Raw genomic sequence first — 24480 nt, forward strand, 5'->3', positions numbered from 1 at the left:
TCAGATTTGGATTCTTGCGCAGGGGGCCTTGTGGCCAGAACAACTGTGGCAGCATGGGCACCAAGGGTCGGACTCACGCAACGGGTCCCGGCACCGAATCACGGGGGGGGACAACACAATGCAGAACACGACCGGTGTCGGCGGACACCTGCGACGGCTTTCCAGCTTCACGGGACGCGGGTATGACAAGGGGCGCAGTCCCTTGGTGTGCGCTGCTTGGGCCTTGGTCGCGGAACCGGTGCAGCGATCGGTCCTGTGCCCCCCGTCGGTGCGGGCGCGGATCCTGCGTGGCTTCGGGGCGAGGATCGGTGAAGGAACCCTCATTCGGCACGATGTCCGCGTGCACTGGCCGTGGAAACTCGTGGTCGGTGAGAACTGCTGGATCGGTGTGGGTGCCTGGTTGCTCAATCTGGAACCGATCACCATTGGCGATGACGTGTGCGTCTCGCAGGGTGCGCTGCTGTGCACCGGGAGCCATGACGCGAACGACCCGGCCTTTGAGTTCGACAATGGCCCGATTGTGCTTCAGGACGGTAGCTGGGTGGCCACGAGGGCCACGGTCCTCCGCGGAGTGACGGTGGGCACGGACGCCATCGTCGGGGCTACTGCCTTGGTCGCCAAGGATGTGCCAGCGGGGGCACGCATCGTTGCGCCACTTGGTCGACCGGTTGGCTGACGTAGATTCAGCGGAGTCTCAGGCAGGATTGACGTTGTCAGTGACTTTCGTCGGTAGGGTGACACTGGTTTAAGGGCTGCTGCAATCAGGATGCCTAGTCGGGGGACGGGCCAAGATCCTTGGCCCATGAAGGAGAACAAGGCAGTGATAATTCTGCTTATTGGGGTGAACTATGCGCCGGAGATTTCTGGCATCGCCCCCTACACGGCAGCCATGGCCGAGGGGTTGGTGGCGCAGGGGCATCAGGTCCAGGTGATCACTGGCATTCCCCACTACCCGCAGTGGAGCAACTACACCAACTTCAAGGGTCTGACCAGCACTGAGACCATCAACGGTGTCCGCGTTCGCCGTGTTCGCCACGTGATTGGTTCCGGCGGCATGGGCCTGAGCCGCATCCTGCAGGAAGTCACCTTCGGCCTCGGCGCTGCACTCAGCCCCTGGCACAAGCCCGACGTGGTGCTCTGCGTGAGCCCGGCCCTGATCAGCACCGGCATCCAGGTTGTCCGCGGGCGCTTCGGGAAGGCCCCGGTCACCGTGTGGGTCCAGGACCTCTACAGCAACGGCGCCCGGGAGATCGGCGGCAGCAACGTCAAGGGCAGGCTGCTGGAGAAGGTGGAATCCACCATTCTCAAGGCTGCCTCCGGCGTGCTGGTGATCCACGACCGCTTCCGTCGGCACGTCGTCGACGACCTGGGCGTCAAGGACGAGAACGTGTGTGTCTCCCGCAACTGGAGCCACATCAAGATTGACCTTGCTGCTGACCCGGCGGACGTGCGCCAGAAGTACTTCGGTGACGCCGAGCTCGTCGCCATCCACACCGGCAACATGGGCGCCAAGCAGTACCTCGAGAACATCGTCGAGGCTGGTCGCTTGGCCGACCAGCGAGGTTCCAAGGTGGTCTTCGGCCTGGTGGGCAATGGCTCCCGCCGCGAGGCCCTCGAGGAACTGGGTCAGGGAATCGAGCACCTGGTCTTCGTGCCCTCCCTCGACGACGCCGAGTACGCGGCCATGCTGCAGTGCGCGGACGTCCTGCTGGTCAATGAGAAGCCGGGCCTGCGTGAGTCGGCCGTGCCCAGTAAGCTGACCAGCTATTTCATCCAGGGCAAGCCGGTGGTTGCCGCCACCGAGACCGACAGCGCCACCTCCGACGAGGTGCGAGCCGCCGGTGCAGGCCCGATCATCAGCCCCGGCGATCCGGCAGCCCTGCTGGACGCCGTTGAAGACATGGCGGGTTCGGTCAACCGAGCCGGCCAGTACGGTGCCAGCGCTCGCCGCTTCGCGGAAGAGCACCTGTCGGCAGATTCGGCATTCCAGCGAGTCGGTTCATGGCTCGCCGGGCTGTCGGCCGTGCGATCCCGCGTCACCACCAAGGAAATGGAGTAACCCATGGCCAAGAAGGCCTTCATCACCGGTATCACCGGACAGGACGGTTCCTACCTGGCCGAGCTGCTGCTTGGCAAGGGCTACGAGGTGCACGGCCTGATTCGCCGCGCCTCCACCTTCAACACCCACCGCATCGACCACCTCTACGAGGATCCGCACGAGAAGGACGTCAAGCTCACCCTGCACTACGGTGACCTGTCCGACGGTGCACGCCTGGTCACCCTGATGGACGACATCCGTCCCGACGAGGTCTACAACCTGGCCGCCCAGAGCCACGTGCGCGTCTCCTTCGACGAGCCGGAGCACACCGCCGACACCACCGGCACCGGCACCGTCCGCCTGCTCGAGGCCGTCCGCCAGGCTGGCATCAGCCCGCGCTTCTACCAGGCCTCCACCTCCGAGCTCTTCGGCGCCACCCCGCCGCCGCAGGCCGAGGACACCCCGATGTACCCGCGTTCGCCCTACGGCGCCGCGAAGATGTACTCCTACTGGATCACCAAGAACTACCGCGAGGCCTACAACCTGCACGCGGTCAACGGCATCCTGTTCAACCACGAGTCGCCCCGTCGCGGCGAGACCTTCGTGACCCGCAAGATCACCCGCGCCGTCGCCGCCATCAAGGCCGGCAAGCAGGACAAGCTCTACATGGGCAACATCGACTCGATCCGTGACTGGGGCTACGCGCCCGAGTACGTCGAGGGCATGTGGCGCATGCTGCAGGTCGACGAGCCCGAGGACTTCGTGCTCGCCACCGGCGTCGGCTACACCGTGCGTGACTTCCTGAAGTTCGCCTTCGAGGCCGCGGACATGGAATGGGAGAAGTACGTCGAGTTCGACGAGCGCTACCTGCGCCCCACCGAGGTCGACGCCCTGATCGGCGACCCGCGCAAGGCCGAGGAGAAGCTGGGCTGGAAGGCCAGCGTGCTGACCCCGCAGCTGGCCAAGATCATGGTCGAGAACGACATGAAGCAGGTCGAGGTCGGTGGCAAGATCTGGATTGACGCTGCCGTCAACGGCAAGGGCGAGCCCCTCGAGGGCTTCAAGACCTGGGCGTGATCGCATGACGGGACGGCGCTGGGAATGCCCCGGCGCCGTCCCGTGTTTCGTCGACAACATCTACCGCATCCGGGGGATCACCGCATGACCGAGAACACCTACACGCCCACCGCCCTTGACCGCTCCGCCACCGTCTACGTCGCGGGACACCGCGGCCTTGTCGGCGGAGCCATCCTGCGCAAGCTGCAGGACGAGGGCTTCACCAACATCGTCACCCGCACCCACGCCGAGCTGGACCTGACCGACCGCAAGGCCGTCTTCGACTTCTTCGCCGAGACCAAGCCGGTCTACGTCTTCCTGGCAGCGGCCAAGGTGGGCGGCATCCTGGCCAACAACACCTACCCGTACGACTTCATCAGCAAGAACCTGCAGATCCAGGTCAACGTGATGGACGCCGCTCTGGAGCAGGGTGTCGACCGTCTGCTCTTCCTGGGCAGCTCCTGCATCTACCCGAAGCTCGCCGACCAGCCGATCACCGAGGACGCCCTGCTGACGGGTTACCTCGAGGAGACCAACGACGCCTACGCGATCGCCAAGATCGCCGGCATCCTGCAGGTGCAGGCGGCCCGTCGCCAGCACGGTGTGCACTGGATCAGCGCCATGCCCACCAACCTGTACGGCCCCGGCGACAACTTCTCGCCCAAGGGCTCGCACGTGCTGCCCGCCCTGATCCGTCGCTACGACGAGGCCGTCGCCAACGGCACCGAGGTCGTGACCAACTGGGGTACCGGCAGCCCGCGACGCGAGTTCCTGCACGTCGACGACATGGCCGCCGCCTGCCTGCACCTGATGGAGCACTACGACGGCCCCCAGCAGGTCAACGTGGGCACTGGCACGGACACCACCATCAAGGAGGTGGCCGAGACCATCGCCGACATCGTGGGCTACACCGGCAAGGTCGAGTGGGACACCACCAAGCCCGACGGCACCCCGCAGAAGCTGCTCGACGTCAGCAAGCTCAAGGGCGAGGGCTTCGAGCCGAAGTACGACCTGCGTTCGGGTCTGGAGCACACCATCGAGTGGTTCCACCAGAACAAGGACAACATCCGCGAGTGATCCTCGCCAAGCGTCGCGGCGCCGATCTCCCCTGGAGGTCGGCGCCGTTGTCATTCCACGACGGGAGTGCACCTGATGGTGTGCTTTGGAGATGTCGGCGCCACCCGCGTCTTTGCTAGTCACGATGTCTTCTCGATGCTTCTGTCGAATATTCTCAGGTGAACGCTGCTCGGGGGAGCGGCTCGGGGAAGGTCTGATCCATGAGCATCGCCATGCCATTGCGCAGCGTGCACGTCCGTCGTTGCGGCTCCACCGCGTGGTCCGTTGCCACCGCCATGGGCCTGTGGCTCGTGCTCGGCACGCTGGTTGCGGTGCGCGCCACCGGACCGGACGACGTGATCAGCTTCCACCCCTTCAGCCTGGTGGACTTCCGGGACTCGGTCTGGCTTCCGGTGCTCCACTTCATGAACGGTGGCATTCCGTGGGACCGGTCCACCTTCACGGGTACCTACCCGGAGGTGCAGTTCTACCCGCTCTACGTCCCCAGCTACTGGTGGCTCACGGCACCACTGCTCCTGCTGCCCTACCGTGCCGCCGCGGTGCTGTGGACGGGACTCCTGGTGGCCTGTCTCGTGTGGATGGTGCACCGCAGCCTCACCCTGTGGTTCGAGGACACCCTCTCCCGGTTTCCCTGGCTGGTGGCCGCTGTGACCGCCGCCACACTGGTGCTGCGTCCCGTCCAGACCTCGCTGTCCCAGGGGAACTATGCCTTGCTGTGCGCCGCGGGCACCATGCTGGCCCTGGTCGGCAATCACGGTCTGCCGGGCCGTTGCCTCGGCATCGAGCGCTGGTTCTCACCCGTCGTGCTGGGTACCTGCGTGGCCATCGTTAAACCCAACGTCGGGCTACCACTGCTGCTGGCCTTGGCCCTCACCGGCCGCGCTCGCGAGGCCTGCCGCGCACTGGGGCTGACAACCCTGCTCGGCCTCCCGATCGGACTCATCATCGCCCAACGGGCGGGGGGAGTTCCGCAGGCCACCCACATCCTGCTCAACACCCTGCGGGATGGCGACGGCGCCCAACCAGGCGACACCCACTACACACGCCTGGACCTCGCGGCCACCATCGGCCGCCTCCTCGACAACCCGTACCACCCCGCCGTCGCCCTGGGCGGCATCGCGCTGGCGTCGGTCCTCACATTGGGCTTTGGGGCCATCGCCGTGCGTCGCTGGGGCTTCCTGGATGCCCGTGCCGTCACTCTGCTCGCGCTGGCAACCGCGGTGGTGACTCCCAACCTGCACTACGCCCTGCTGGCGGCCCTGCCAGCACTCGTCGCCCTGTGCGCCGCCTCGCTGCGTCTGCTGCGGGCAGGGCGCAGCCGGCTGGCTGCGGTGCCGGCAGTTGACGCGGGTCTCGTGGGCCTCGTGATGCTCAGCCCCGTGCGTGGAGGATCCCGAGCCGGTCTGACCCCTCAGCTGGCCAACATGACCTACGGCGTCGCACTCCTGCTTGCCGTGCTCCTCGCGGCTGTCTGGGTGGCCGAAGGGCTACGCCGGGCAGCACTGGTGCCAGCGACGTCGCCGGGGTCACGGTCGCCGGGCCCGGCATGACTTTTCTGAACCAGTCGTAGGCATGATCCTCGAGGTTCTGTCACCGGGCCTGGTGGCGCCAGCCGACCGCTGATAGGGACATGGCCGTAGTCAGGTCTGACGTAACGTGGGTGCCGGCAGCTGACGCATCACCAGTGATCGACGAGCGTTCCTTCGAAACAAGGATGGTGATCGGCATGAGCGAAAACACCGGTTTCGAGATCTGGTGCGGGCTGGACGTGGGCAAACAAAAGCCCACTACGCCTGCGCACTCGATGCTGCCGGGAAGAAGGTCTTCGACAAGCCCCTGCCCCAGGACCAGACCATGCTGGAAGACCTGTTCCACGCCCTGACCGAGCACGGACGAGTCTTGGTGATTGTCGACCAGCCGAACACGAGCGGCGCCCTGCCGATCGCCGTGGCCGAGTCGATGGGCATCCAGGTGGCCTACCTGCCGGGCTGGCGATGCGCCGCGCCGCCGACCTCTACCCAGGATCAGCGAAGACCGACGCCCGGGATGCCTTCGTCATCGCCGACACAGCCCGGACCATGCCCCACACCCTGCGCCGCGTCGACGCCGGTGAGGACACCCTCGCCGAACTCAAGGTCCTGGTCGGCTTCGACGAAGACTCGTCCACTGAGGCAACCCGCCTGTCCAACCGTATCCGAGGCCTGCTGACCCAGATCGATCCTGCACTGGAACGCGTTGTCGGACCGCGGTTGACCACCAAGAGGAACATAGGGACACCCCCGATCGGGACAGGTACTGCGAGGGGTTGGTCCCACCACCCCGTGATGGGACCCCGCCCGCTATGTCCAGAGGCACCGGGATACCTCAACGATGGCTGGCGACCCGGTGCGCCTCCATCAGGCGCTTCTCCTCCGGGCCCACCAGGGCGATCAGTGCGACCGCGGCAACGACACATCCGGTCAGCACCGCGAAGGTGGTGGCCCAGCCGTAGTGGTGCACCACCCAGCCCACGCCGGTGGAGGCCATCGTCGCGCCGATCACGTAGCCGAACAGGCCGGTGAATCCGGCGGCCGTACCGGCGACGTGCTTGGCGGACATGTCGAGCGCCTGCAGGCCGATCAGCATGACGGGGCCATAGATGAAGGCGCCAATGAAGAACAGGTAGACCATCAGCAACCAGTACGGGGTGCCGACGGGGCTCAGCCAGTAGGCCACCAGGAAGACGCCGACACCTGCCAGGAAGGTGATGCCGGTGCGGGTGCGGTTGCCCTTGAAGACCTTGTCAGAGACCCAGCCACAGGCGAGGGTGCCGAAGATTCCCGCCAGCTCGAAGAGGCTGAAGCCGGCGATCCCCTTGGTGACCGAGACCTTGTGCACCTCGGACAGGTAGGTGGGCGTCCAGGACAGCACGCCATAGCGCAGGGCGTAGACGAAGACATTCGCCAGGGCCAGGTAGATCATCGTCGGACGCAGCAGGACATGCTTGACGATCGTCTGCCAGTAGCCGAGTTGTTCGGTGGAGACGTCGGCGGCCTCCACCTTGGCGGGGTCATTCCGGAACTCCTCGATGGGTGCCAGACCGATCGACTCCGGGGTGTCGCGGATCAGGATGAAGGCGGCCGCCGCCACGATGAGGGCGAAGATGGCGGGCAGCCAGAAGGCGGCCTGCCACTTGCCGCCGCTGATCGCCAGACCCCAGGCGGCGAGCGCACCCACGGTCATGCCGCCGACGTTGTGGGCGCAGTTCCAGATGGCGGTCTTCCAGCCGCGCTCATTGGTGCTGAACCAGTGCACGAGCACGCGACCACACGGCGGCCAGCCCATGCCCTGGAACCAGCCGTTGATGAACATCACGATGGCGAAGACCGTCAGTGACGCGGAGATGGCCGGGATGAAGGCGATGCACAGGTTGGCCACGGCCGACAGCGCCAGGCCGATGGGCAGGAAGTAGCGGGCATTGGAGCGGTCGGAGATCGTCGCGGAGAAGAACTTGCTCAGGCCGTAGGCGATCAGCGCGGCATTGGCGATCAGGCCGACGCCCACCTTGTCCATCCGACCCTCGTCGAGCAGGATCTTGGCGACCAGCGGGATGTTGTTGCGGATCAGGTAGAAGCCGGCGTAGCCGAAGAAGATGCCGATGAAGACCTTCAGGCGCCACGAGGGGTACTCGGCGGCCTGTTCGGTGTCGCTCAGGCGTGGGGCGGGCTGCGGCGCCGCGAGCCAGCCACGACGCGGCTGGTCAACTGTGTGGGACATGATGTGCTCCGGATCAGGGGAAGAGGAGGCCCGCGGGCGACCTCACTGTCAGCCTCATTCTGCCGACCCGCCTGCACGACGTGACGGCATCTTCGGTGACGATCGGTGACAAGCCCGTTACCGAGACCTTCCACTCAGCAGGACCTACCCTGGCCGGGCAACAACCAGCACTCGTCGAGGATCAGACGCAGGCGCACGGTGCTCCCTTCCAACAGTGTCTGTCCCAGGGGCGAACGCACTGTCACCGTGCCTCGCTCGGTCTCCACAACGTGGAGCAGGTGATCGCCTTGGAAGATCTCCTGCTGCAGCAAGCCGACATTGTCGTAGACCTCGTCCGTACGCCACGGCTGGCCCGGGGCAAGGAGGCCGCGTTCCTCGACGGCCAGCGCATGGGGACGAACCAGCAACCGCGCTTGACGAGACCCCTCCAGCAGCCCGTCGTGGGCATCCACCCAGCCGGTGGCGCCGAGAGCTCGCACCCGAGCGCGGAGGGCACCGGGTGTACCGCGCAACTCGTCGACGTCGACCTCCAGGAAGTTCGAACGCCCCAGCAATGCCGCCACCTCGGCCGAGGAGGGACGGGCATGCACATCTTGCGGGGTGCCCTGTTGCAGGACTCGCCCGTGTGAGAGCACCAGGAGTCGATCAGAGCTGCCCAGCGCTTCAGCCTGGTCATGTGTGACATGGATCATCGCAGTGCCGGTCCGTTGTCGCACCTGACGCAATTGCCGCGCGAAATCCAGGCGCATCCGGTCATCCAGAGCTGCCATCGGCTCGTCGAGCAGCAGCACGCGGGGACGGGTGACGAGCGCCCTGGCAAGGCTGACGCGTCGTCGCTGACCACCGGAGAGCTGGTGAGGCAGCCGGTCCTCCAGACCAGCCAAGCCCAGGCGCAACATTGTCACTCTCACCCACTCGTCGTGACGGGCAGCCCGCGAGCGCTGCCCTCCCAAGCCGAAGGCGATGTTTTCCGCCACGTCCAGGTCCCCAAAAAGGTCTGCGTCCTGGAAGACCATCGCAATGCCGCGCCGGTGAGGTGGCGCAAGAGTAAGATCTCGTCCATCAACGAGGACCTGGCCGGAGTCCAGCGGATCGAGGCCGGCCAGAGCCCGCAGCAGGGTGCTCTTGCCGCTGCCCGATGGACCGATCACGCACAGTGACTGGCCGGTGGCCACCTCGAGACCGACATCGGCCAGGACAGCGTGCCCGCCAATCCGACGAGCGATTCCGTGCGCCCTCAGCGCTGGCGTTGCCTGCTCGTCGCGCATCAGTCCTCCTCCCTGGCGCCCAGCACGGGATGGCAGACGGCCAGCACCAGGCATCCGACGGCCGCCAACCAGACCGCCATCGCGCAGGCCGCCCCAACCCGCCCCGCATCCACCTCGGTGAGTGCTCGCACGCTGAGAAGTCCGACATGCGAATTGGTCAGGAAAACCACTGAACCCACTGCACCAAGGGTGCGCAGCAGGCTGGTACACAGGCCGCGGCCAAGCTCCGGCGCCAGCTGCGGCCACCAGTGCACACGCAACCGTCTCCACAGGCCGACGCCGTGCAGCCGGGCGGCATCCCTCGTGACTCGCGGTTCGAGGTCCAGGCGTGCAAGCAGGGCAGTCACCACCGCAGGAAGGCTGCGCAACACGTGCACCATGATGATGGCGACGGCGGTCACCCAGCCGAAGGGGCCTCCCGACCACTTGTGTCCCTGTGCCGTGTGCACGACCAGCATGACCGACAGGCCTACCAAGAGACCGGGCAGTGCCCCCAGCGACCAAGCCGCCATCCGCACCAAACGGGCCAGTCGTCCCCGGCCATGAGCTGCAAGGGCGATGACCATCGCTGCCGTTCCCGTGACGGGCAGGGCCAGCAATGCCAACAGGAGGCCGTAGCCGAAGGCCTCGCCATGGGCACCGCGCAAGGCCTGACGAAGGTATGCCGTGGTGGGTTGTGCATCCACCCCAATGCTGGACGCGACACTTCCGAGCAGGACGGCACCCAGGACCAGGACCTGTACCAGCCCCACGAGACCGGCCAAGAAGACCATTGACCACTCTCCCGGCGACGGGACATGTCGAGGTGCCGGGGTGCCGGAACGAAGCAGCCGGAACCGTCCCCGGCCACCGAGCGGTCGGGCCGCCAGGTGGAGGAGCAGGGCTGGGACTGCGAGCAAAAGCGCCAGCATGGCAGCTCCCGCCAGGTCATACTCCGCAGAAACTGCCAGGTGCACACGGGAGGCCAGCACCGGGTACCCACCACCCAGCACGGCCGGGTTGGCGAGGTCGGTGATGGCCTCGACGAAGACCACCAGCGCCGTCGCAGCAGTCGCGGGCAGCAGGCGGGGCCACGCCACCTGCCGTCTCGCTCGCTTCTGGTCCAGGCCCAGCATCCGAGCCTGGTCCAGGAGTTGGGCATCAACGGAGCGTTCGGCCGCGAGCATCGCCAGGTAGGCGAAGGGGAGCACCTGGAGGGAGCCGGCCAACACCAGTCCGGGCAGCCCGTAGACATCGAGCCCGCCAGGCATCAAGCTCCTCAACAATCCGCTGTTGCCCAGCAGCATCACCAGGCCCAATGCCATCGTCCAGGCCGGGGTCACCAGTGGCGTGAGCACGACAATGTGCAGCAACCGGCGGCCCGGGAAGCAGAGGTTCTGGACCGCCGCCAGCAGTCCCGCCAGCCAGGTCACCAGAACTGCCTGACCAACCCCCAGTACGAGGGTGTTACCCAGCACCGGAGCCTGCCAGGCTGTGGTGGACAGCATCGCCCGCCGGCCCTCGTCGCCCATTGCCCAGCGCAGGCAGGGACCCAGCGCCAAGGTCAAAAGTCCTCCCAGCACGCCAAGCGCAAGCACTCGGAGGGTGCCGGGGACCGTCGCCCTCATGGTCCCACTCGCCGTACGAATTCGGCCACCAGACCGGCCCGCCGCCGAGCCGCCTGGTCACCGGAGGCCTCCAGTTCCCGGGTTCCAGCAGGCAGCTCAAGGCGCGGATCCGTGTAAGCACCGGGCAGGGTGGGCAGCTGGCGCGGGGAGGTCTGTCCCCCAGCCTCCTGCGCCTGCTGGCCAACGGCGTGGTCCACGTAGCGACGCGCCAGATCAGAATGTCGGGCAGCCGCCAGCACGGCGACGGCGCCCGTCTCCGCCCCGGTGACTCCTCTCGGGTACCCGACGATGAGGTCATCGAGGCCCTGGTCGTGGGCATTCACGCAGTGTTGGGTGAAGGTGACAGCCACGGCGGCCTCGCCCCGAGCCGCGATGCCACTGGGTGCCATTCCGGAACTGGTGAACTGCAACACATTTGGACGAAGCCGCTCGAACCACTCCATCGCCTCTTCTAGACCGCCAGTTCGCTGCACTATGGTCCACAACATCGTGTATCCCGTACCCGAGGTGCGTGGATCTGGCAGCGTTACCTGTCCGCGCAGCCGCGGATCCAGCAGGTCCTCCCAGCCCTCGGGAGGTGAGACACCAAGACGTCGCAGTACCCGCTGATTGGAGCAAAAGCCCAGCATCCCCCGGTAGACCCCGATCCAGCTACCGTCGCTGGCTTTGTAACGCGACGGGATGGTGGCAGCCGCGGAACTGGCATGTGGCATCAACAGACCCCGGGAGCGCGCCACCTCGTAAAGGTCCGAGGTACCCCCGTGCCAGACGTCGAACTCCCCATCGGAGCGCTGCACGGCCGCCAGCGCCTGCCCAGAGCTCATCCGCACCATGTCCACGCTGACCCCAGTGGCCTCGGTGAAGTCATGCGCCCACTGCTGGCAGATGTCCTCAATGGAACTGCACACCACGGCCAACCGAGGCCCTGTCCCAGGCGTCGCCCCCACCATCAGGACCGAGACCGTCACCAGTGCCAGCCAAGCGGCCAGTGCATTTCTGGTCCAGCCCCGGCGTACCCCGGCGGTCATCGCTGGTCCAGCCGTCGTTGCTCATCGAGACGGGTCATCAGGTAGCCGGTGCCACGCACCGCAGTGATCCATTCACGCTCCGCACCGAGGTGCTGTCGCAGCCGGTAGATGGTGGTCTTGATCATGTCCCGGCCGCCACGCTGTTCACCCGTCGCCCAGACCTCGTTGAGCAGGTCCGCCCAAGTGACCACCTGGCCTGCGCGACGAGTCAGGGCCACCAGCAGCCGTAGTTCCACCTCGCTGAGTTGCACACGTCGCTGTCCCACCCTGACCTCACGGCGAGTCGGGTCGATGTAGAGCGGGCCATTGACCAACACCTGCTCTCCAGACGGTGCCCCGTGACGGGTTCGACGCACGATCGCTTGGGCACGCAGCGCCAGTTCTCGGGGAGAGAAGGGCTTAGTCACGTAGTCGTCGGCACCAGCCAACAGGCCCGCAATCCGGTCTTGCTCCGTTGTGCGGGCGGTGAGCATGATGATGGGCACGTCGCTGGTAGCCCGCACCCGCTCACACAACTGCACACCGGAGGCCCCGGGGAGGGTCACGTCGAGCACCAGCAGGTCAAAATGCTCGGCGCGCAGTCTGGCTCCTGCCTGCTCCGCATTGTGGACGCAGACGGCCTCAAACCCCTGGGTCTCCAGCGCGAATGCGACGATGCCCAGCATTTGCGTTTCATCGTCCACCACCAACGCGCGAGGTGCCGCCTCGTTCATCGTGCCCTCCTACCCGGTCTTCATCTAACGATCTCTGCAGAGGCAGCGCCAGAAGTATCGCGGTCCCCTGCCCTGGCAGGCTGTCCACCAGGATGCGCCCTCCATGTCGGGTGATGATCTGCCGCGTGATCATCATCCCCAGGCCGGTACCGGGTCGCCGGGACTGCCCTACCATGTAGGGCTCGAAGAGCCGCCCACACTGTTCGGCACTCATGCCCTGCCCCTCATCGCTGACCTGAAGGACAGCCTCGTCTTCACTGGCGGAGACCTCGATGGTGACTCGGCCAGGCTCTCCAGCATGTCTCACGGCATTGTTCACCAGATTCCACAGTGCCTGGCGCAACAGGTCCGGGTCCGCCCATACCTCGATGGGGGGGCCTTGGTCGACCAGAACGATGGGAATGGAGTTGATCCGCCGCACCTCCCGAACCGTGGCGCGCACCAGTGAGCGCAACTCGACGCTGACCGGGCGCAGTTCGAAGATCTCCGCCTCAATCTGGGCCTCCACCAACAGGTCCTCCGCCATCGCCACCACCTGCCGAGAGTTCGACGCGATGATCTGCACGAACTCCAACTGGCGATCGTTGAGCGGGCCAGGGCTCTGCTCAGCCAAGAGTTCAGCAGCACCACTGATCAGCGCCAGAGGCGTACGCACCTCGTGACCGAGGACATTGGGCCGCTCCACACGCTGCTCGACCAGCTCAGCCAATCGACGCTGGGAACGGTTCATCTGTGACAAGGCGCTGTGTTCCCGCCACCACAACAGGGCGAAGACAACACTGGTCAGCAGCGCCGTCGATGCCACCAAAAACCCAGGACCCACTAGCCAATCCTTGCACGTGGGGCCCTGAGGGACTGCCCCGGGTTGGTTGACACTGACATCTCAGGTCCGTGAGGGCCTGGTGAGAGGATGCATGTCATGCCCAAGCCCCATCCCCAGGAGTTCCGCGACGACGTGATTGTGGTGGCCCGCAAGGGCGAGGCGCCGAATGGCCAGATCGCCAAGGACTTCGGGATCAGTGAGTCCTGCCTGCGCAACTGGCTGGCCAAGGCCGACCGCGCTGATGCCCCGGCCGGCGACAACCGCTCGGCTGCCGAACTGCGGGAGGCCAAGAAACGCATCAGGCTGCTGGAACGGGAAAACGAGGTCCTGCGTCGCGCCGCGGCCTATCTGTCTCGTGACATCAACCCAGAATGATGTACCCCTTGGTTACCGACTTGGCCCAGGCCAAGGGGGCGCAGGTTCGGGTGCCGGTGGCGGTCTCGTGCGCTCACCCCAGTAGATTTCGAACTGGTCCAACAGACGGTCACACAGGCCGCCTGACCAGCCCCTAGAAATCTGTCAACCAAACTGGGGGCAGTCCCGACACCGCCAAGTTCATCGAGAAGATCTCAGGGCACCAAAGAGGTCCAATTCAGGCCTGACAGGCCGAGAACACCCGGCCCTCCCGGCCAAATCAGAGAGCAAAGGAAGGGGCTTGCTGCCGTAGTGGCAGCAAACCCCTTCGATCGCTCTCTGTTTTGGCTGGCCCCTCGACAGACTCGGGGGCGAGGGATCCCGCTCGGGGAGCGGGGGTGTCCGCTCGGGGAGCATCGGTCAAAGACCCAGACGGTCCCTCACGTCGGCGGGCCAGGCCGAGACATCCATGCCGTGGCGGACCAGCAGGGCGATCGTCGCGCGCTCCATGCCCATCCCGGCGCACGACGAGTGGGCGAGCGTTCCGTCGGGCAGGGTGATGCCGAAGTTCTCGCCGAAGTGCGTGCGGTGGGCATTGCCCGAGGCGATGGCGGTCTGCTTGTCGTCGTAGATGTCGGTGAGCACCTCGAACTTCAAGGCCTCGCTCTTCTGGCCGACGGCCAGCATGCGGCCCGCGCGCCCGAAGAAGGGGTCATTGGCGACGTCGGTGGTCACGCCCAGACCCAGGTCCTTGAACAGCGCGACGTAGTTGTTCATCCACACGTCGCGGTGCTCCTGCGCCCCGTCGGCGGTGCCTATGTAGACCTGCTCGTAGATCCGGAAGCAGACCATCCGCATCGGGTCCACCTCGGGCTCGTGGCGGAAACACCAGCTACGGGCCTCCACGCGCACCGGCTCGGGCAGCTCCCCGGCATAGCGCGGGTACACGTTGTGGCAGGTGGCGGGAACCATCATCAGGCCCGACGGCACCAGGGTGTCGGCCCATTCGCCACCCTCCTCGTAGACCTTCAGCAGCGCCTTGTGGTCCTTGTCATTGCCCGTGAAGGTGTCGACGGCGCCGGTCAGCTGCGGGAAGCTGGCCAGGTAGTCGGTCTTCAGGTAGGCAGCGCGGGGCTCCAGCGGCGGGAAGAACATCCGCTGCACCGTCTCGTCGGGCTTCTCGAGGGCCACCAGTGCCTTGGCGAGACCGTCGATGACGGCCTCGAAATCGGCGCCACGGCCGTAGATGCCATGACTGCCACTGGGGCTCTGGTGCCCCGCCTGCTCAAGCTGCTTCGCGAGCTCGACGCGGGCCTGTTCTCCACTGCCGACCGGCATGGTGGTTCCTCTCGTTGGAGCTGTGTAGGGGTCAGTCCTGCAGGGACTCGACGGCCGCGACGATCCGGCCGATGGTGCCGAAGGTCTCGCGGTTGAGCATCTCGTCGGGGAATTCGACGTCCAGCTCGTCCTCCAGCCCCAGCATCACGTTGACGCTGGCGTGCGAGGTCATGCCCACCGCGTACAGGTCATCGTCGAGGCCGATGGTGTTGGCATCGGTGCTCATCCGGCCGTGCTCGGCGAGCACCTGGCGAACGGTCTGTTCGGTCATGGTCTTCTTCCTTCAAACTGCGACGGCGAAGGCCATCGCCATCGTGCGGTCATGGGTGATGGACAGCTCCACCTGGGAGATGCCCTGGCTGGAGGCCCACGTCCGGGCCCGGTCATGGAGCACCACACCCGGCCAGCCACCGGGAGTGGAGATGATCTGGATGTCCGTCCAGGGCAGTGCCCGGTCCGACGGAAAGTGCAGTGCCTTGAAGACGGCCTCCTTGGCGGCGAAGCGCCCGGCGAAGTGCTGGGCCCGGCGTGCGGGGGAGTGGCCGTCGTGGCCGGTCAACTCCTCGGCCCGGTGGATGCGACGCAGGTAGCGCTCGCCGAAATGCTCCAGCGCGTCGGCGACCTCGCCGACGTCGACCAGATCGACCCCCGTGTTCATTGGCACCCCCTTGCCATTCCTCACGATAGTGACCAAAGCCCGCTCAAGAGCCGAGAGTGGCCCGCAGCCTGCGCGAACGCAGCAGCTCGTCGCGGATCAACTGGCAGCTGCGCCGACGGGCCCGCACCCCGAACAGGGCATGGTCCAGCTCTGGGTCCACGATGGCCTGGAAGGGCGCTCCGGTACGGCGGGCCCACGCAATTGCCGCCTCGCCGCGCTGTGCCGCCAGGGCGCCGAAGTCCTCCGGGCTGAAGGCCAGCACCAGCTCCGTGTCCAGGGCGGCCTCCCGCAGGAAGTCATCAGGCGCGTGCGCCTTGCCGAGCCGGCCCAGGGTGCGCCACAGCGGCTGCGGCATGTTCGTCTTCAGACCGGCGCGCAGGCGCTGCTTCCGAGTGGCGCCGGGCGCCGCGCCCTCCTCGCCGGTGTGGTCCAGGTGGCTCGGATCCGTGGCCATTGCCACCTCGTCCGGGATGTCGGCCGGATTGCGGTCGAAGGCCAACAGGTTGATGCCCACCACCTTGCTGAAAAGCAGTCCGTTGGGCCGCACGATCTCGAAGTAGACGCTGGAACACATCCCCACCCCGATCGGCTTGGTCCCGGTGTGTGCCGCCAGCCAACGGGCAGCGGTGGCGACGTCGTCGACGAAGGCCGGCATGTAGGGCATCGGGTCCGTGGGCAGCGGACCGCCCAGTTCACCGGTGCCGTGCTTGTCCACGCGCAGCCCGCAACCGCCCAGCGCGGCCACCTCACGGGCACTGATCGCCCACAACCCGCTCGGCCCGTCCAGGGGTTCGCTGGAGGCGGCGACGTAGAGCACCGACTGGTCGGGCTCCTGGTCCACGGGTTCGGTGAGGATGCCCAGCAGCCCCGTCGACAGCTCGACGACGCTCTCCCGCACGCGCACCATCGCCGCATGACGCCCCTGCCCGGGGGCGGGGACGTGGAACTCGGCCACGGGCCGGGGTTCGAGGTGCAGCTCCTGGTCCGCTTCGCCGGCGATGGAGGAATACCAGGAGGTGATGGCGGCCACCGTGCGCGTCGGCACCGCTGCCGTCATGGACGAGGTCTCCAACATGGCAATCTGCTCGTCGCTGCTCCACACACCGTCGTTGCCCGGGTAGGCCCCCGGATCCGACGCCCCGCCGGCCCGCACGATGGTGGCTGTGGGCACCTCGGGCAGCGTCAGCCCCTTCAGCTTCAGTGCCCGCAATTCTTCGCCATCGGCCTTGCGCAGGGTGTAGCCCAGACCGTGGAAGTCCTCCGAGCCGTCACCGGACAAGCCGTCGGAGGCGTACATCGCCTGCTCATAGCGCAGGAAGTGGCGGCCGCTGGGAACGGCATCCCACAGCAGCAGGGAGGCGATGTCCAGCTCGGCAGCCTGGGCTGCGGCCAGCAGCGCACCCAACCGCAGACCGGCCAGGTGGACTCGCTCGACGCCGGCGCCACGCAACTGCTCGACGACGGCCGCCAGGTCCGCACGCCAGTTGTCCAGCAGGTTCAGCGACGGATCCATCGGGGCCGAATCCGACTGGCCCGTCCAGGTGAAGCGCACGGCGAGCAGGCCATTGCGGGCCAGCGCGTCACCCAGCTGGCGCAGCGTGCGGTAGCTGGCCACCTGTTCGCGGCCCAACGGCGGGCAGAGCACCACCGCGCCCTTGACTGGGCCCTGTGGTGCATGCAGATGGGCCAGGACCGGGAAGTCAGGCCGCCCCATCCATGTGGTGATGTTCCCCCGAAGCATCGCCATCTCCTTGCTCTAGATCATCAGGCGCGCGGAGCGGCCTGCTCCTCGGTGATGGGCGCCGCGGTTGCGTCGCCGCTCGTACGGGCCAGACGCAGCGACGCCCCGGCCAGCCCGAAGATCATCATCAGGCATCCAGCCGACTGCGGGAAACCGAAGGCGTCGAAGAAGAACAGTGAAACAGACCCGGCCACCACCGCAGCCAGCAGCGAGCGAGCCATCAGGGCATCGGCAGGGTTGCGGAAACGCAGCTGGGCCAGGCGGGCGCTGCGGCCGGCGCAGAAGATCAGCACGAACAAGGCTCCCAGGCCGATGAATCCGCACCCGATCAGTACCTGCAGGTAGGCATTGTCCAGGATCCAGTACTGCGGCAGGAAGGTGCTGAAGCCACGTCCCAGGAAGGGATGGCGTTCGATGTAGCTCCACGCCACGCCATAGCTCTGGGTACGGGAACTGACGCTGGAGTCCTCGCCGGCGCCCAGGAAGAGGCCGCGCAGGGTGCCCAGCAGGCCTGGCACCGCCACGCCGGCCAGCGCCACCGCGACGGGGGTCGCGAGGAGGGTCTGGATCTGCGCCCTGCGGGACCAGGCCGGCACCAGGATGGCCATCCCGATGGCGACGCAGATGATGGCGGTCCGGCTCAGCGAGACCAGGGCGGCAAAGCCCATCAGCCCCACCGGTACCCAGTTCCACAGCTTGTGGCGCACCGCGGTCTGCGCGTTGGTGAAGGCGATGGGCAGGAACATCGACAACACGGCGCCGAACTCGATGGCATTGGTGGCCGTCGCGCTGGGGCGGGTGAACTGTCCGCGCGTGCCCACGCCGTCGGGCATCACGGGCGGGGTGAGGCCGGGGATGCTGATCCGGTCCACCCAGAGTTGCCCCGTGAAGAACTGCAGGATGGCCAGCACGGCGATCACGGCGCCGGCGATGGACAGCCGCTGCAGCATGGTGCGCCAGCGCTCGACGGAGTTGATGCCGTCGTTCAGGACCAGCATGATGCCCAGCATGCCCAGGATCCGCAGCAGCGCGGAGTCCGCATTGGTGACCTCGGCGCCCGGGATGAAGGTGGTCATCGCGTGCCCGTAGACGACCAGCATCACGACGCCGAAGAGCAGGCCGCCGCGACGTACCGGCGAGTCACCGCCCAGCACGGGCTCGGCGCGGTGCAGGTGGTACCAGAGGTACCAGACCAGTCCGAGCAGGGACAGGATCGTCGCGGGCGCGCCCAGCGTGCCGAGCTGCGCGACGATCATGGTCGCCGGGATGGCGAACAAGAAGAACAGGTAGCCGGTGAAGACGGCCGTCACATCGAGACCGGCCCGGCTGCCCCAGCCCGAGGCAGCGGCTCGGCGGGGCTCGACGGGGGTGCTCACGCCCGCTTGCCCGCCTTGACGGCACGCTGGGTGCGCACGGCGGTGCTCCCGGCCTTCTTGGCCTCGTCGGCGGTGCGCGTCGTGTCGTCCGGCTCGTCGCCGCCCAGACGGCGGTTGCGGCGCTGGTCCAGCACGGCAATGGTGGCCAGGCCCAGCAGCGTGACACCGGCGAAACCGACGGCACCGGACATGATCTGCTTCTTGCTCTCGGGCGTCGCCTTGGTGTCCTCGGTCACCTCGAGCGAGTTGATCCGCTGCAGGTCCGCGATCTTCATCTCGTCCTGCAGGGACTTCAGGGTGCCGGGCACCATGTCGTCGACGGCCTTCATGCCGTCCAGGGCGGCCTTCTCCGTGGGGCCCTCGGACTTCACCAGGATCAGCGGCGATCCCGAGGTGAGGTCACCGGTGACGGTCAGCGTCGCGTCGGGGGCCTTCTTGGTCAGCTCCTGCGTGACGTCGGTGCTGCTCAGGTGACGCACCAGCACGTCGCGGGCGTCGGTCAGCGAGGACAGGTAGAGCAGCGGGTTGTTCGGCGCATAGTTCTTCTTGTCCGCCTGCGCCTGGATCAGGACGGCCTTGGGCGGGAGCAGCAACACCGTGCTGTTCGCGGTGTAGGTGGGCCCGGTGGCCTTGTACATGCCCAGGCCAGCCCCGATCGCCAGCAGCAGTGTGGCAAGTGCCAGGTACCACCAACGGGCCAGTGTCGTTCCGAAGTCGCGCAGGTCCATCGAGAGCGCCTTTCAAGTCGTTCTTCCCCGAGCTTCAATTATCGCAGGCCCCGGGGGCATGCCATAATCGAAACGTGTTCGCTGGTGCGCGGGGGCAAACCGGTCAGCGCGTGTTACGGCGGCCCAAATGAACACGAAACACGGGGAAAGCGATGACTTCTGTCGAATTTCTGAAGGTCTGCGCGCGACGCTGGTATGTCGTACTGCTCGGCCTGGTCGCCACGGCTGCCGTCGCTGTGCTCGCCGCGGGACCCAATGCCGTCTTCTTCGCGCGGACTACGGTGAACATTCTTGAACCGGATCGCGGGAAGGTTCGAATTGTCGGCTTCCATTCGCCCGATTCAATTGCGGTGGCCCATATTCTTGCGGCCCGCGTGAATAGCGGCGTCCACACCCCTTTGGCGGCAAATCCTGATGTTTCCCTGTATGCCATGGGAATTACCCAGGGCACCCACGCACAGGTGCGAAATGTCGGTGGACAGTGGCTCAGCCAAGTCACAGAACCCGTGGTCGATGTTCAGGTGGTGGACCCGGACCGTTCAGCTGTCGAGAAGAACATGGATGCCGAGGTGGCCCGGATCAAGGCGGAGCTCGTCTCCCTTGAGAAGGAGCTGAAGGTGCCCGCCGGCGAGAACGTCGAGCTGAGCCTCAACCCGGAACGCCCGGCCATTGAGATGGTGGTCACGCAGAACCGTCGCGCGCAGCTGGCCTACGGGCTCGCCGGCCTCGGTCTCACCTTCGCCGCCACCTACTGGTTCGACCGCCTCATGCGGGCCCGTGGCGCGCGTCGCCAGCCCGCCACGAACGCTCCCCACCCCGCGACCAACCGTGAGGAAAACCACGCATGACCGAGCACCACGACGGCCACACCACCCCGGCCCACGTCTTCCTGACCCGCTACAACCTGCCCAGTGAGGGCGTCGAGAGCCTGATCCGCGCCAAGGACGGCTGGTTGCGCGAGCGCACCGAACTCTTCGAGCGCTACACCGTTCCGTCGGTGCGCGCCCAGCTGGGTGAGGACATCCACTGGATCGTCTACGTGGACAACGAGACCCCGCAGTGGTTGCTGGACAAGATGTACGCCTGGCGCGACGAGGGCCTCCTGACCCCCCTGCTGCGCACCAGCGTCAGCCCTGAGGACCGGGCCGGGGACATCCGTGAGGTCGTCGGCCGTGAGGCCGGCCCGGTCATCACCTCCAATCTGGACAATGACGACGGCCTGGCCATCGACTTCGTCCAGCGCCTGCGCGAGGCCCCCGTGACGGCCCCGCGCACCGCCCTGTACATCGCCCACGGCCTGATCACCAATGGATCGCGCTGCTTCCTGCAGGAGGACCGGACCAATGCCTTCTGCGCCGTGCGGGAGGACCTGGCGGACCTGGAGACCTGCTGGATGGACTGGCACAACCGCCTGGGCCTGCACATGGACGTCGTCGAGGTGGAGGGCGAGCCCGGCTGGCAGCAGGTCATCCACGGCACCAATGTGAGCAACAGGGTGCGCGGCACCATGGTGGACCCGGCCCCCTACCGCCGGACCTTCCCCACGCTGGGCGACGAGATCCAGGCCCCCACCCAGGCAGAGGTTCTCAAGGACCGGTATGTCGAGGCGCCCACGCGCTGGCTGCGTGACTCCGCCCGCGGCAATGCCCGTGCGGGCCTGGTGAAGGTGCTGGGCAAGGAACGCTTCGACGCTGTGAAGTACCACGGTGGCAAGGTGGCCCGCGGCGCCGTCGGGGCGGCCAAGCGGGGTGCGGGTGCCGCCAAGCAGGGCGTGGCCAAGGCCAAGGAGGCCCGGAACAAGGGCTGATCCCATGGTCTGACCTCGAAAGCGTGGGTCTGACCTCAAAAGTGTGGATGGTGGCCACCGAGCTCGGTGGCTACCATCCACACTTTTTGGGTGGCGCATCGCCCACGACATGGCACTGCGCCGGCCCCTGGGGAGGGGCCGGCGCAGCGGTGGGGTGGGGTTGGGGGAGCTTGTGGGTCAGCTCACCTTGTACACGTGGTAGGTGGACTCCGACGCGAAGTTGTCGGTGAAGGTGCCGTTGGCATTCGGGGTGATCGAACGGTTCTCGTCCACCACCTCGATCTTCTTGCCCTTCAGCTCCGACGGGAGGGTGAAGGTGCGGCTGCCGGCATGGTCATTGCCGTCGATCATCGCGAAGATGTAGGCATTGCCGTCCTTGCTCTTCAGCATGGTGTCCAGGCCCTTGCCGAAGTCCCACTTGTAGGACTGGGTGTTGAGCACGGGAGCCATCTTGTGGAGGAAGTTGTTGACCTCGCCCATGGCCTCCACCTGCTCCTTGGCGCAGAAGATCTTGTCGTACTGGTTCTGGCGCACCAGGGAGCCGGCCGAGCAGTTGCCGTAGTCCTGGTTGTAGTAGATGAGGCCGCGGGCCTCGTTGATCACCGAGCTCATGGCGGCGCCCTTGATCTGGGCCGGCTTGATGGGTCCGTAGGACTTCTGGCCGGGCAGGTTCGGATCGCTCAGCTCGATGAAGTTCCACAGCGGCTGCAGCTTGCCGTCGGCGGCGTCGCGGGTGCGCATGCCCTCCACGACCTTGCCGTAGCTGGCGGAGGTGCGGCAGTGGGCCTGCGGCACCTTGAAGATGTAGTAGTCCTCGTTGTAGTTGTCCCAGTTGCAGAAGGGGACCGTGTACCAGTACATGTCCATGCTGGCGGCATCAGTGGTGGCCATGTAGGCCTCCGCGTCAGCCTTCTTGAAGTAGCTGGAGACCATCAGGCCGGTGAAGTTCGCGTAGTTGAAGCGTGGGCCCTGCTTGCCCTTGGCCTGGCCGGCGCGCATCTGCGCCAGGCCCTCGGCCGGCTCGAAGCGACCGTCGACCTCGTCGCCCAGGAAGTTGCCCACCCAGTTGGTCGAGTCATCGGTGAAGGTCTCGTTGAGCTTCGGTCCGATCCAGAACATGCCGTTCTTCTCGAAGTTCTTGTAGTTGGCGCTGGGGTCCATCTCCACATAGGTGTTGATGCCGAGCGACTTGTCGTACTGCGCCTCCGCGTCATTGCTGAAGCCGTTCCACCAGACGGCGACGGGGAAGAAGTCATCCTTCGCCCAGCCGGCCTTGTTGGCATTGCGGAACTGACCCCAGTACTTGGAGCCGCCCTCCCACGGGATGCGGGGGAGGTCCAGATCGCCGACGGTGCCGTCGGTGTCGGCCAGCGGGGCTGCCTCGGGTGCGGGCGTGGCGCTCGCGGCGGGGGTGGTGCTGGCCGCGGCCGAGGCGGTGCTGGTGGCAGAGGCGCTGGCCGCGGGAGTGCTCGTGGCGGGGGTGCTCGTGGCGGGGGTGCTCGTGGCGGGGGTGCTCGTGGCGGGGGTGCTCGTGGCGGAGGCGTCGGCCGACGGGGTGGTGCTGGCCGTCGGGGTGGCACTGGCTGAGGGGCTTGCCGTCAGAGTGGCGGCGACAGGCGTGCTCGCGGTGACCGGGCGGGCGGCCCGGGTGCGGGCCAGCTTGGCGCGGGCTGCGGCGCGGGCCTTGGCCTGGCTGCGCAGCAGGGCGCTCTCGCGGGCCGCGGCGGTGCGGGCCGCCTTCTGGGCAGCCACTCGCTTGGCGGCTGCCTTCTTCTTGGCGGCCAGCGCGGCGGCGCGCTTCTTGGCGGCGGTCTGGGCGGCCTTGCGCTTGGCGACGGCCTTCTTCGCGGCTGCCTTCTTGGCAGCTGCCTTGCGGGCTGCGGCCTTCTTCGCTGCGGCCTTCTTCGCTGCGGCCTTCTTGGCAGCGGCCTTCTTGACGGCTGCCTTCTGTGCGGGAGTGCTGGCCTTGGCGGCCGGCTTCAGGTTCGAGGCGGCAAGAGCCACGTTCCCAGGCTGGGAGGGCGCGGCGCTGCTACCGGCGCTACCGGCCGTGGTGAAGGCCACGGTGGCGGCTGCGGCCATGGCGACGGCACTGAGGGCGGCGCGGGGCCGGCGATGGTTCGAAGTCATCTGTCCTTGCTCCAGGTGTGGGGGGCGCCCGCGGTGATCAGGCGATTGGAGCATAACCGGCACTCAGCAAATCTTCACAATTGCTTCAGGTTTCTCAGGTAGGCGTCATAGCAGCTCAACGGCTGGTCTCGTCGCGTTCCCAGTCGTCGCCGGAATGGCCCTTCCCACCGCGCGAAGCCTTGTTCGCCACCCTCGCCGCCACGGCCAGACCCACGTAGCACAAGGCATCGACGGCATGGCGAGGGCTGCGGGAATTGGCCACCAACAGCGCCTTCAGCGTGTTTCCTGAGGAGGCCGCGGTCTGCTCACCCTGCTCCTGGACGTGCGCCGAGGGCCGGTACACGCGCTTGAGGGTCTTGAACAGGGCGGCGGTTGTGCGGGGCACCTCCACCGGTACCGGTGGGCAGTCCACGACCCGCTTCTCGTCGTCCGTGAAGAGCGAATCGACATAGAGGTCGTCGGGGGCCTCGGCGGGGAAGTCCTGCCAGCGTCGTCGGCCCTCCGCGCAGACGGCATAGATGCCGGCGCCCCACAGGGCCCCCAGCACCTCAGGGGTGCGGGAGCGCGCGTCGTAGTAGGCCTTCACCGGTGCCTCGGCAAGCCCCGTGCGGTACTCCAGTGGGGGGCGCGAGGCCAGCCACTCGCCAGACTCCAGCACCTCCAGCACCGCATTGATCGAGACCGACGGGGCCGCGATGTCCGCATCCAGGAAGACCCGCGGGAAGTCGTCCTCCTCGCCGATGGAGGCCAGATGGGCCTCGGCACCGTTCAGGGCCGCCTGCTTGGAGCGGACCGGCAGGTCCAGCACCGTGATCCGCAGCCTGTGGGAGAAGCTCTCGGCGATGGTCATCGTGTCGTCGGTGCAGCCATTGCAGGCCACGACGACGTGGACTCCCGGGCGCAGCTGGCCATCGGCCAATGCCTCCAGGGTGCGCCCGATCACCATGGCCTCGTTGTGGGCCGGGATGATGATGCTCGCCAT

At 66.8% G+C, this 24480-nt stretch carries 21 protein-coding genes and 2 pseudogenes; 9 read left to right on the forward strand and 14 right to left on the reverse strand.

Features of this window, described 5'->3' with window-relative positions; all coding sequences use genetic code 11:
- Positions 1 to 340: 340 nt before the first annotated feature.
- The 6 genes and pseudogenes from EDD41_RS17220 to EDD41_RS12340 all read left to right on the forward strand — a co-directional run.
- Positions 341 to 676, forward strand: a complete 336-nt coding sequence (locus EDD41_RS17220) for a DapH/DapD/GlmU-related protein (RefSeq protein ID WP_211336658.1) — start codon at positions 341 to 343, stop codon at positions 674 to 676.
- Positions 677 to 802: 126 nt separating this feature from the next.
- A complete protein-coding gene (locus EDD41_RS12320) occupies positions 803 to 2059 on the forward strand; it encodes a glycosyltransferase family 4 protein (RefSeq protein ID WP_170165370.1) in 1257 nt (418 codons plus the stop codon).
- 3 nt (positions 2060 to 2062) lie between these two features.
- Entirely contained in the window at positions 2063 to 3115 is a 1053-nt protein-coding gene (gmd, locus tag EDD41_RS12325) for a GDP-mannose 4,6-dehydratase (protein WP_123576107.1), read from the forward strand.
- A gap of 84 nt (positions 3116 to 3199) precedes the next feature.
- Positions 3200 to 4171, forward strand: coding sequence for a GDP-L-fucose synthase family protein (locus tag EDD41_RS12330; protein ID WP_123576108.1), 972 nt, complete (start codon positions 3200 to 3202; stop codon positions 4169 to 4171).
- Between the two features lie 200 nt (positions 4172 to 4371).
- Positions 4372 to 5721, forward strand: a complete 1350-nt coding sequence (locus tag EDD41_RS12335) for a glycosyltransferase 87 family protein (RefSeq protein ID WP_123576109.1) — start codon at positions 4372 to 4374, stop codon at positions 5719 to 5721.
- Between the two features lie 176 nt (positions 5722 to 5897).
- A pseudogene (locus tag EDD41_RS12340) lies at positions 5898 to 6423 on the forward strand (IS110 family transposase); the annotation flags it as partial.
- A gap of 112 nt (positions 6424 to 6535) precedes the next feature.
- On the opposite strand, the gene EDD41_RS12345 reads toward EDD41_RS12340, so the two are convergent.
- The 6 genes from EDD41_RS12345 to EDD41_RS12370 form a co-directional block, all read right to left on the reverse strand.
- Positions 6536 to 7927 (reverse strand): MFS transporter, encoded by a 1392-nt coding sequence (locus EDD41_RS12345; RefSeq protein WP_094765885.1) that lies wholly within the window; start codon positions 7925 to 7927, stop codon positions 6536 to 6538.
- 134 nt (positions 7928 to 8061) lie between these two features.
- On the reverse strand, positions 8062 to 9195 hold the full coding sequence (locus EDD41_RS12350; RefSeq protein ID WP_170165371.1) for an ABC transporter ATP-binding protein: 1134 nt from the start codon (positions 9193 to 9195) through the stop codon (positions 8062 to 8064).
- Positions 9195 to 10802 (reverse strand): ABC transporter permease, encoded by a 1608-nt coding sequence (locus EDD41_RS12355; RefSeq protein ID WP_094765887.1) that lies wholly within the window; start codon positions 10800 to 10802, stop codon positions 9195 to 9197. The genes EDD41_RS12350 and EDD41_RS12355 overlap by 1 nt, the downstream gene beginning before the upstream one ends.
- Positions 10799 to 11830: an extracellular solute-binding protein gene (locus EDD41_RS12360; RefSeq protein WP_094765888.1), complete on the reverse strand. Its 1032-nt coding sequence runs from the start codon at positions 11828 to 11830 to the stop codon at positions 10799 to 10801. Before EDD41_RS12360 ends, EDD41_RS12355 begins: the two co-directional genes overlap by 4 nt.
- Positions 11827 to 12543: a response regulator transcription factor gene (locus EDD41_RS12365; protein ID WP_123576110.1), complete on the reverse strand. Its 717-nt coding sequence runs from the start codon at positions 12541 to 12543 to the stop codon at positions 11827 to 11829. The genes EDD41_RS12360 and EDD41_RS12365 overlap by 4 nt, the downstream gene beginning before the upstream one ends.
- On the reverse strand, positions 12503 to 13348 hold the full coding sequence (locus EDD41_RS12370) for a sensor histidine kinase (RefSeq protein WP_148060556.1): 846 nt from the start codon (positions 13346 to 13348) through the stop codon (positions 12503 to 12505). Before EDD41_RS12370 ends, EDD41_RS12365 begins: the two co-directional genes overlap by 41 nt.
- Before the next feature lie 114 nt (positions 13349 to 13462).
- Between EDD41_RS12370 and EDD41_RS12375 the strand changes: the two are divergent.
- Positions 13463 to 13812: pseudogene (locus tag EDD41_RS12375) on the forward strand (transposase); the annotation flags it as partial.
- Positions 13813 to 14140: 328 nt separating this feature from the next.
- Here the strand turns inward: EDD41_RS12375 and EDD41_RS12380 are convergent.
- From EDD41_RS12380 to EDD41_RS12405, 6 genes are read right to left on the reverse strand one after another with little or no spacing between them, the layout of a single operon-like run.
- The gene (locus EDD41_RS12380) at positions 14141 to 15058 is read right to left on the reverse strand and encodes a class-II aminoacyl-tRNA synthetase family protein (RefSeq protein WP_123576113.1); all 918 of its coding nucleotides are present in this window, start codon (positions 15056 to 15058) and stop codon (positions 14141 to 14143) included.
- A gap of 31 nt (positions 15059 to 15089) precedes the next feature.
- Complete coding sequence (locus EDD41_RS12385; protein WP_123576114.1) at positions 15090 to 15329, reverse strand: acyl carrier protein; 240 nt, start codon at positions 15327 to 15329, stop codon at positions 15090 to 15092.
- 12 nt (positions 15330 to 15341) lie between these two features.
- Entirely contained in the window at positions 15342 to 15716 is a 375-nt protein-coding gene (locus EDD41_RS12390) for a holo-ACP synthase (RefSeq protein WP_123576115.1), read from the reverse strand.
- Between the two features lie 43 nt (positions 15717 to 15759).
- Entirely contained in the window at positions 15760 to 17457 is a 1698-nt protein-coding gene (locus EDD41_RS12395; RefSeq protein WP_123576116.1) for an alpha/beta fold hydrolase, read from the reverse strand.
- 23 nt (positions 17458 to 17480) lie between these two features.
- Positions 17481 to 18833: an O-antigen ligase family protein gene (locus EDD41_RS12400; protein ID WP_123576117.1), complete on the reverse strand. Its 1353-nt coding sequence runs from the start codon at positions 18831 to 18833 to the stop codon at positions 17481 to 17483.
- Positions 18830 to 19561: a hypothetical protein gene (locus EDD41_RS12405; protein WP_123576118.1), complete on the reverse strand. Its 732-nt coding sequence runs from the start codon at positions 19559 to 19561 to the stop codon at positions 18830 to 18832. The genes EDD41_RS12400 and EDD41_RS12405 overlap by 4 nt, the downstream gene beginning before the upstream one ends.
- 152 nt (positions 19562 to 19713) lie before the next feature.
- Here EDD41_RS12405 and EDD41_RS16615 point away from each other — a divergent pair, with 152 nt between their 5' ends.
- Both EDD41_RS16615 and EDD41_RS12415 read left to right on the forward strand, forming a co-directional pair.
- Entirely contained in the window at positions 19714 to 20409 is a 696-nt protein-coding gene (locus EDD41_RS16615; protein WP_148060557.1) for a hypothetical protein, read from the forward strand.
- Positions 20406 to 21368: a glycosyltransferase gene (locus EDD41_RS12415; RefSeq protein WP_123576120.1), complete on the forward strand. Its 963-nt coding sequence runs from the start codon at positions 20406 to 20408 to the stop codon at positions 21366 to 21368. Before EDD41_RS16615 ends, EDD41_RS12415 begins: the two co-directional genes overlap by 4 nt.
- 177 nt (positions 21369 to 21545) lie before the next feature.
- On the opposite strand, the gene EDD41_RS12420 is transcribed toward EDD41_RS12415, so the two are convergent.
- Together EDD41_RS12420 and EDD41_RS12425 are read right to left on the reverse strand one after the other, a co-directional pair.
- Complete coding sequence (locus EDD41_RS12420; RefSeq protein ID WP_123576121.1) at positions 21546 to 23498, reverse strand: hypothetical protein; 1953 nt, start codon at positions 23496 to 23498, stop codon at positions 21546 to 21548.
- A 115-nt stretch (positions 23499 to 23613) separates the two neighbouring features.
- Entirely contained in the window at positions 23614 to 24480 is an 867-nt protein-coding gene (locus EDD41_RS12425) for a glycosyltransferase family 2 protein (RefSeq protein WP_094765901.1), read from the reverse strand.

It is taken from the genome of Luteococcus japonicus (genome assembly GCF_003752415.1).
In the GTDB taxonomy this organism is placed as follows: domain Bacteria; phylum Actinomycetota; class Actinomycetes; order Propionibacteriales; family Propionibacteriaceae; genus Luteococcus; species Luteococcus japonicus.

What these genes read in the sequence shown, in the direction of transcription:
- EDD41_RS12320 (WP_170165370.1), top strand. Translation starts at nt 803, where the DNA reads ATGAAGGAGAACAAGGCAGTGATAATTCTGCTTATTGGGGTGAACTAT.
- gmd (WP_123576107.1), top strand. Translation starts at nt 2,063, where the DNA reads ATGGCCAAGAAGGCCTTCATCACCGGTATCACCGGACAGGACGGTTCC.
- EDD41_RS12330 (WP_123576108.1), top strand. Translation starts at nt 3,200, where the DNA reads ATGACCGAGAACACCTACACGCCCACCGCCCTTGACCGCTCCGCCACC.
- EDD41_RS12335 (WP_123576109.1), top strand. Translation starts at nt 4,372, where the DNA reads ATGAGCATCGCCATGCCATTGCGCAGCGTGCACGTCCGTCGTTGCGGC.
- EDD41_RS12345 (WP_094765885.1), bottom strand. Translation starts at nt 7,927, where the DNA reads ATGTCCCACACAGTTGACCAGCCGCGTCGTGGCTGGCTCGCGGCGCCG.
- EDD41_RS12350 (WP_170165371.1), bottom strand. Translation starts at nt 9,195, where the DNA reads ATGCGCGACGAGCAGGCAACGCCAGCGCTGAGGGCGCACGGAATCGCT.
- EDD41_RS12355 (WP_094765887.1), bottom strand. Translation starts at nt 10,802, where the DNA reads ATGAGGGCGACGGTCCCCGGCACCCTCCGAGTGCTTGCGCTTGGCGTG.
- EDD41_RS12360 (WP_094765888.1), bottom strand. Translation starts at nt 11,830, where the DNA reads ATGACCGCCGGGGTACGCCGGGGCTGGACCAGAAATGCACTGGCCGCT.
- EDD41_RS12365 (WP_123576110.1), bottom strand. Translation starts at nt 12,543, where the DNA reads ATGAACGAGGCGGCACCTCGCGCGTTGGTGGTGGACGATGAAACGCAA.
- EDD41_RS12380 (WP_123576113.1), bottom strand. Translation starts at nt 15,058, where the DNA reads ATGCCGGTCGGCAGTGGAGAACAGGCCCGCGTCGAGCTCGCGAAGCAG.
- EDD41_RS12385 (WP_123576114.1), bottom strand. Translation starts at nt 15,329, where the DNA reads ATGACCGAACAGACCGTTCGCCAGGTGCTCGCCGAGCACGGCCGGATG.
- EDD41_RS12390 (WP_123576115.1), bottom strand. Translation starts at nt 15,716, where the DNA reads ATGAACACGGGGGTCGATCTGGTCGACGTCGGCGAGGTCGCCGACGCG.
- EDD41_RS12395 (WP_123576116.1), bottom strand. Translation starts at nt 17,457, where the DNA reads ATGCTTCGGGGGAACATCACCACATGGATGGGGCGGCCTGACTTCCCG.
- EDD41_RS12405 (WP_123576118.1), bottom strand. Translation starts at nt 19,561, where the DNA reads ATGGACCTGCGCGACTTCGGAACGACACTGGCCCGTTGGTGGTACCTG.
- EDD41_RS16615 (WP_148060557.1), top strand. Translation starts at nt 19,714, where the DNA reads ATGACTTCTGTCGAATTTCTGAAGGTCTGCGCGCGACGCTGGTATGTC.
- EDD41_RS12415 (WP_123576120.1), top strand. Translation starts at nt 20,406, where the DNA reads ATGACCGAGCACCACGACGGCCACACCACCCCGGCCCACGTCTTCCTG.
- EDD41_RS12420 (WP_123576121.1), bottom strand. Translation starts at nt 23,498, where the DNA reads ATGACTTCGAACCATCGCCGGCCCCGCGCCGCCCTCAGTGCCGTCGCC.
- EDD41_RS12425 (WP_094765901.1), bottom strand. Translation starts at nt 24,480, where the DNA reads ATGGCGAGCATCATCATCCCGGCCCACAACGAGGCCATGGTGATCGGG.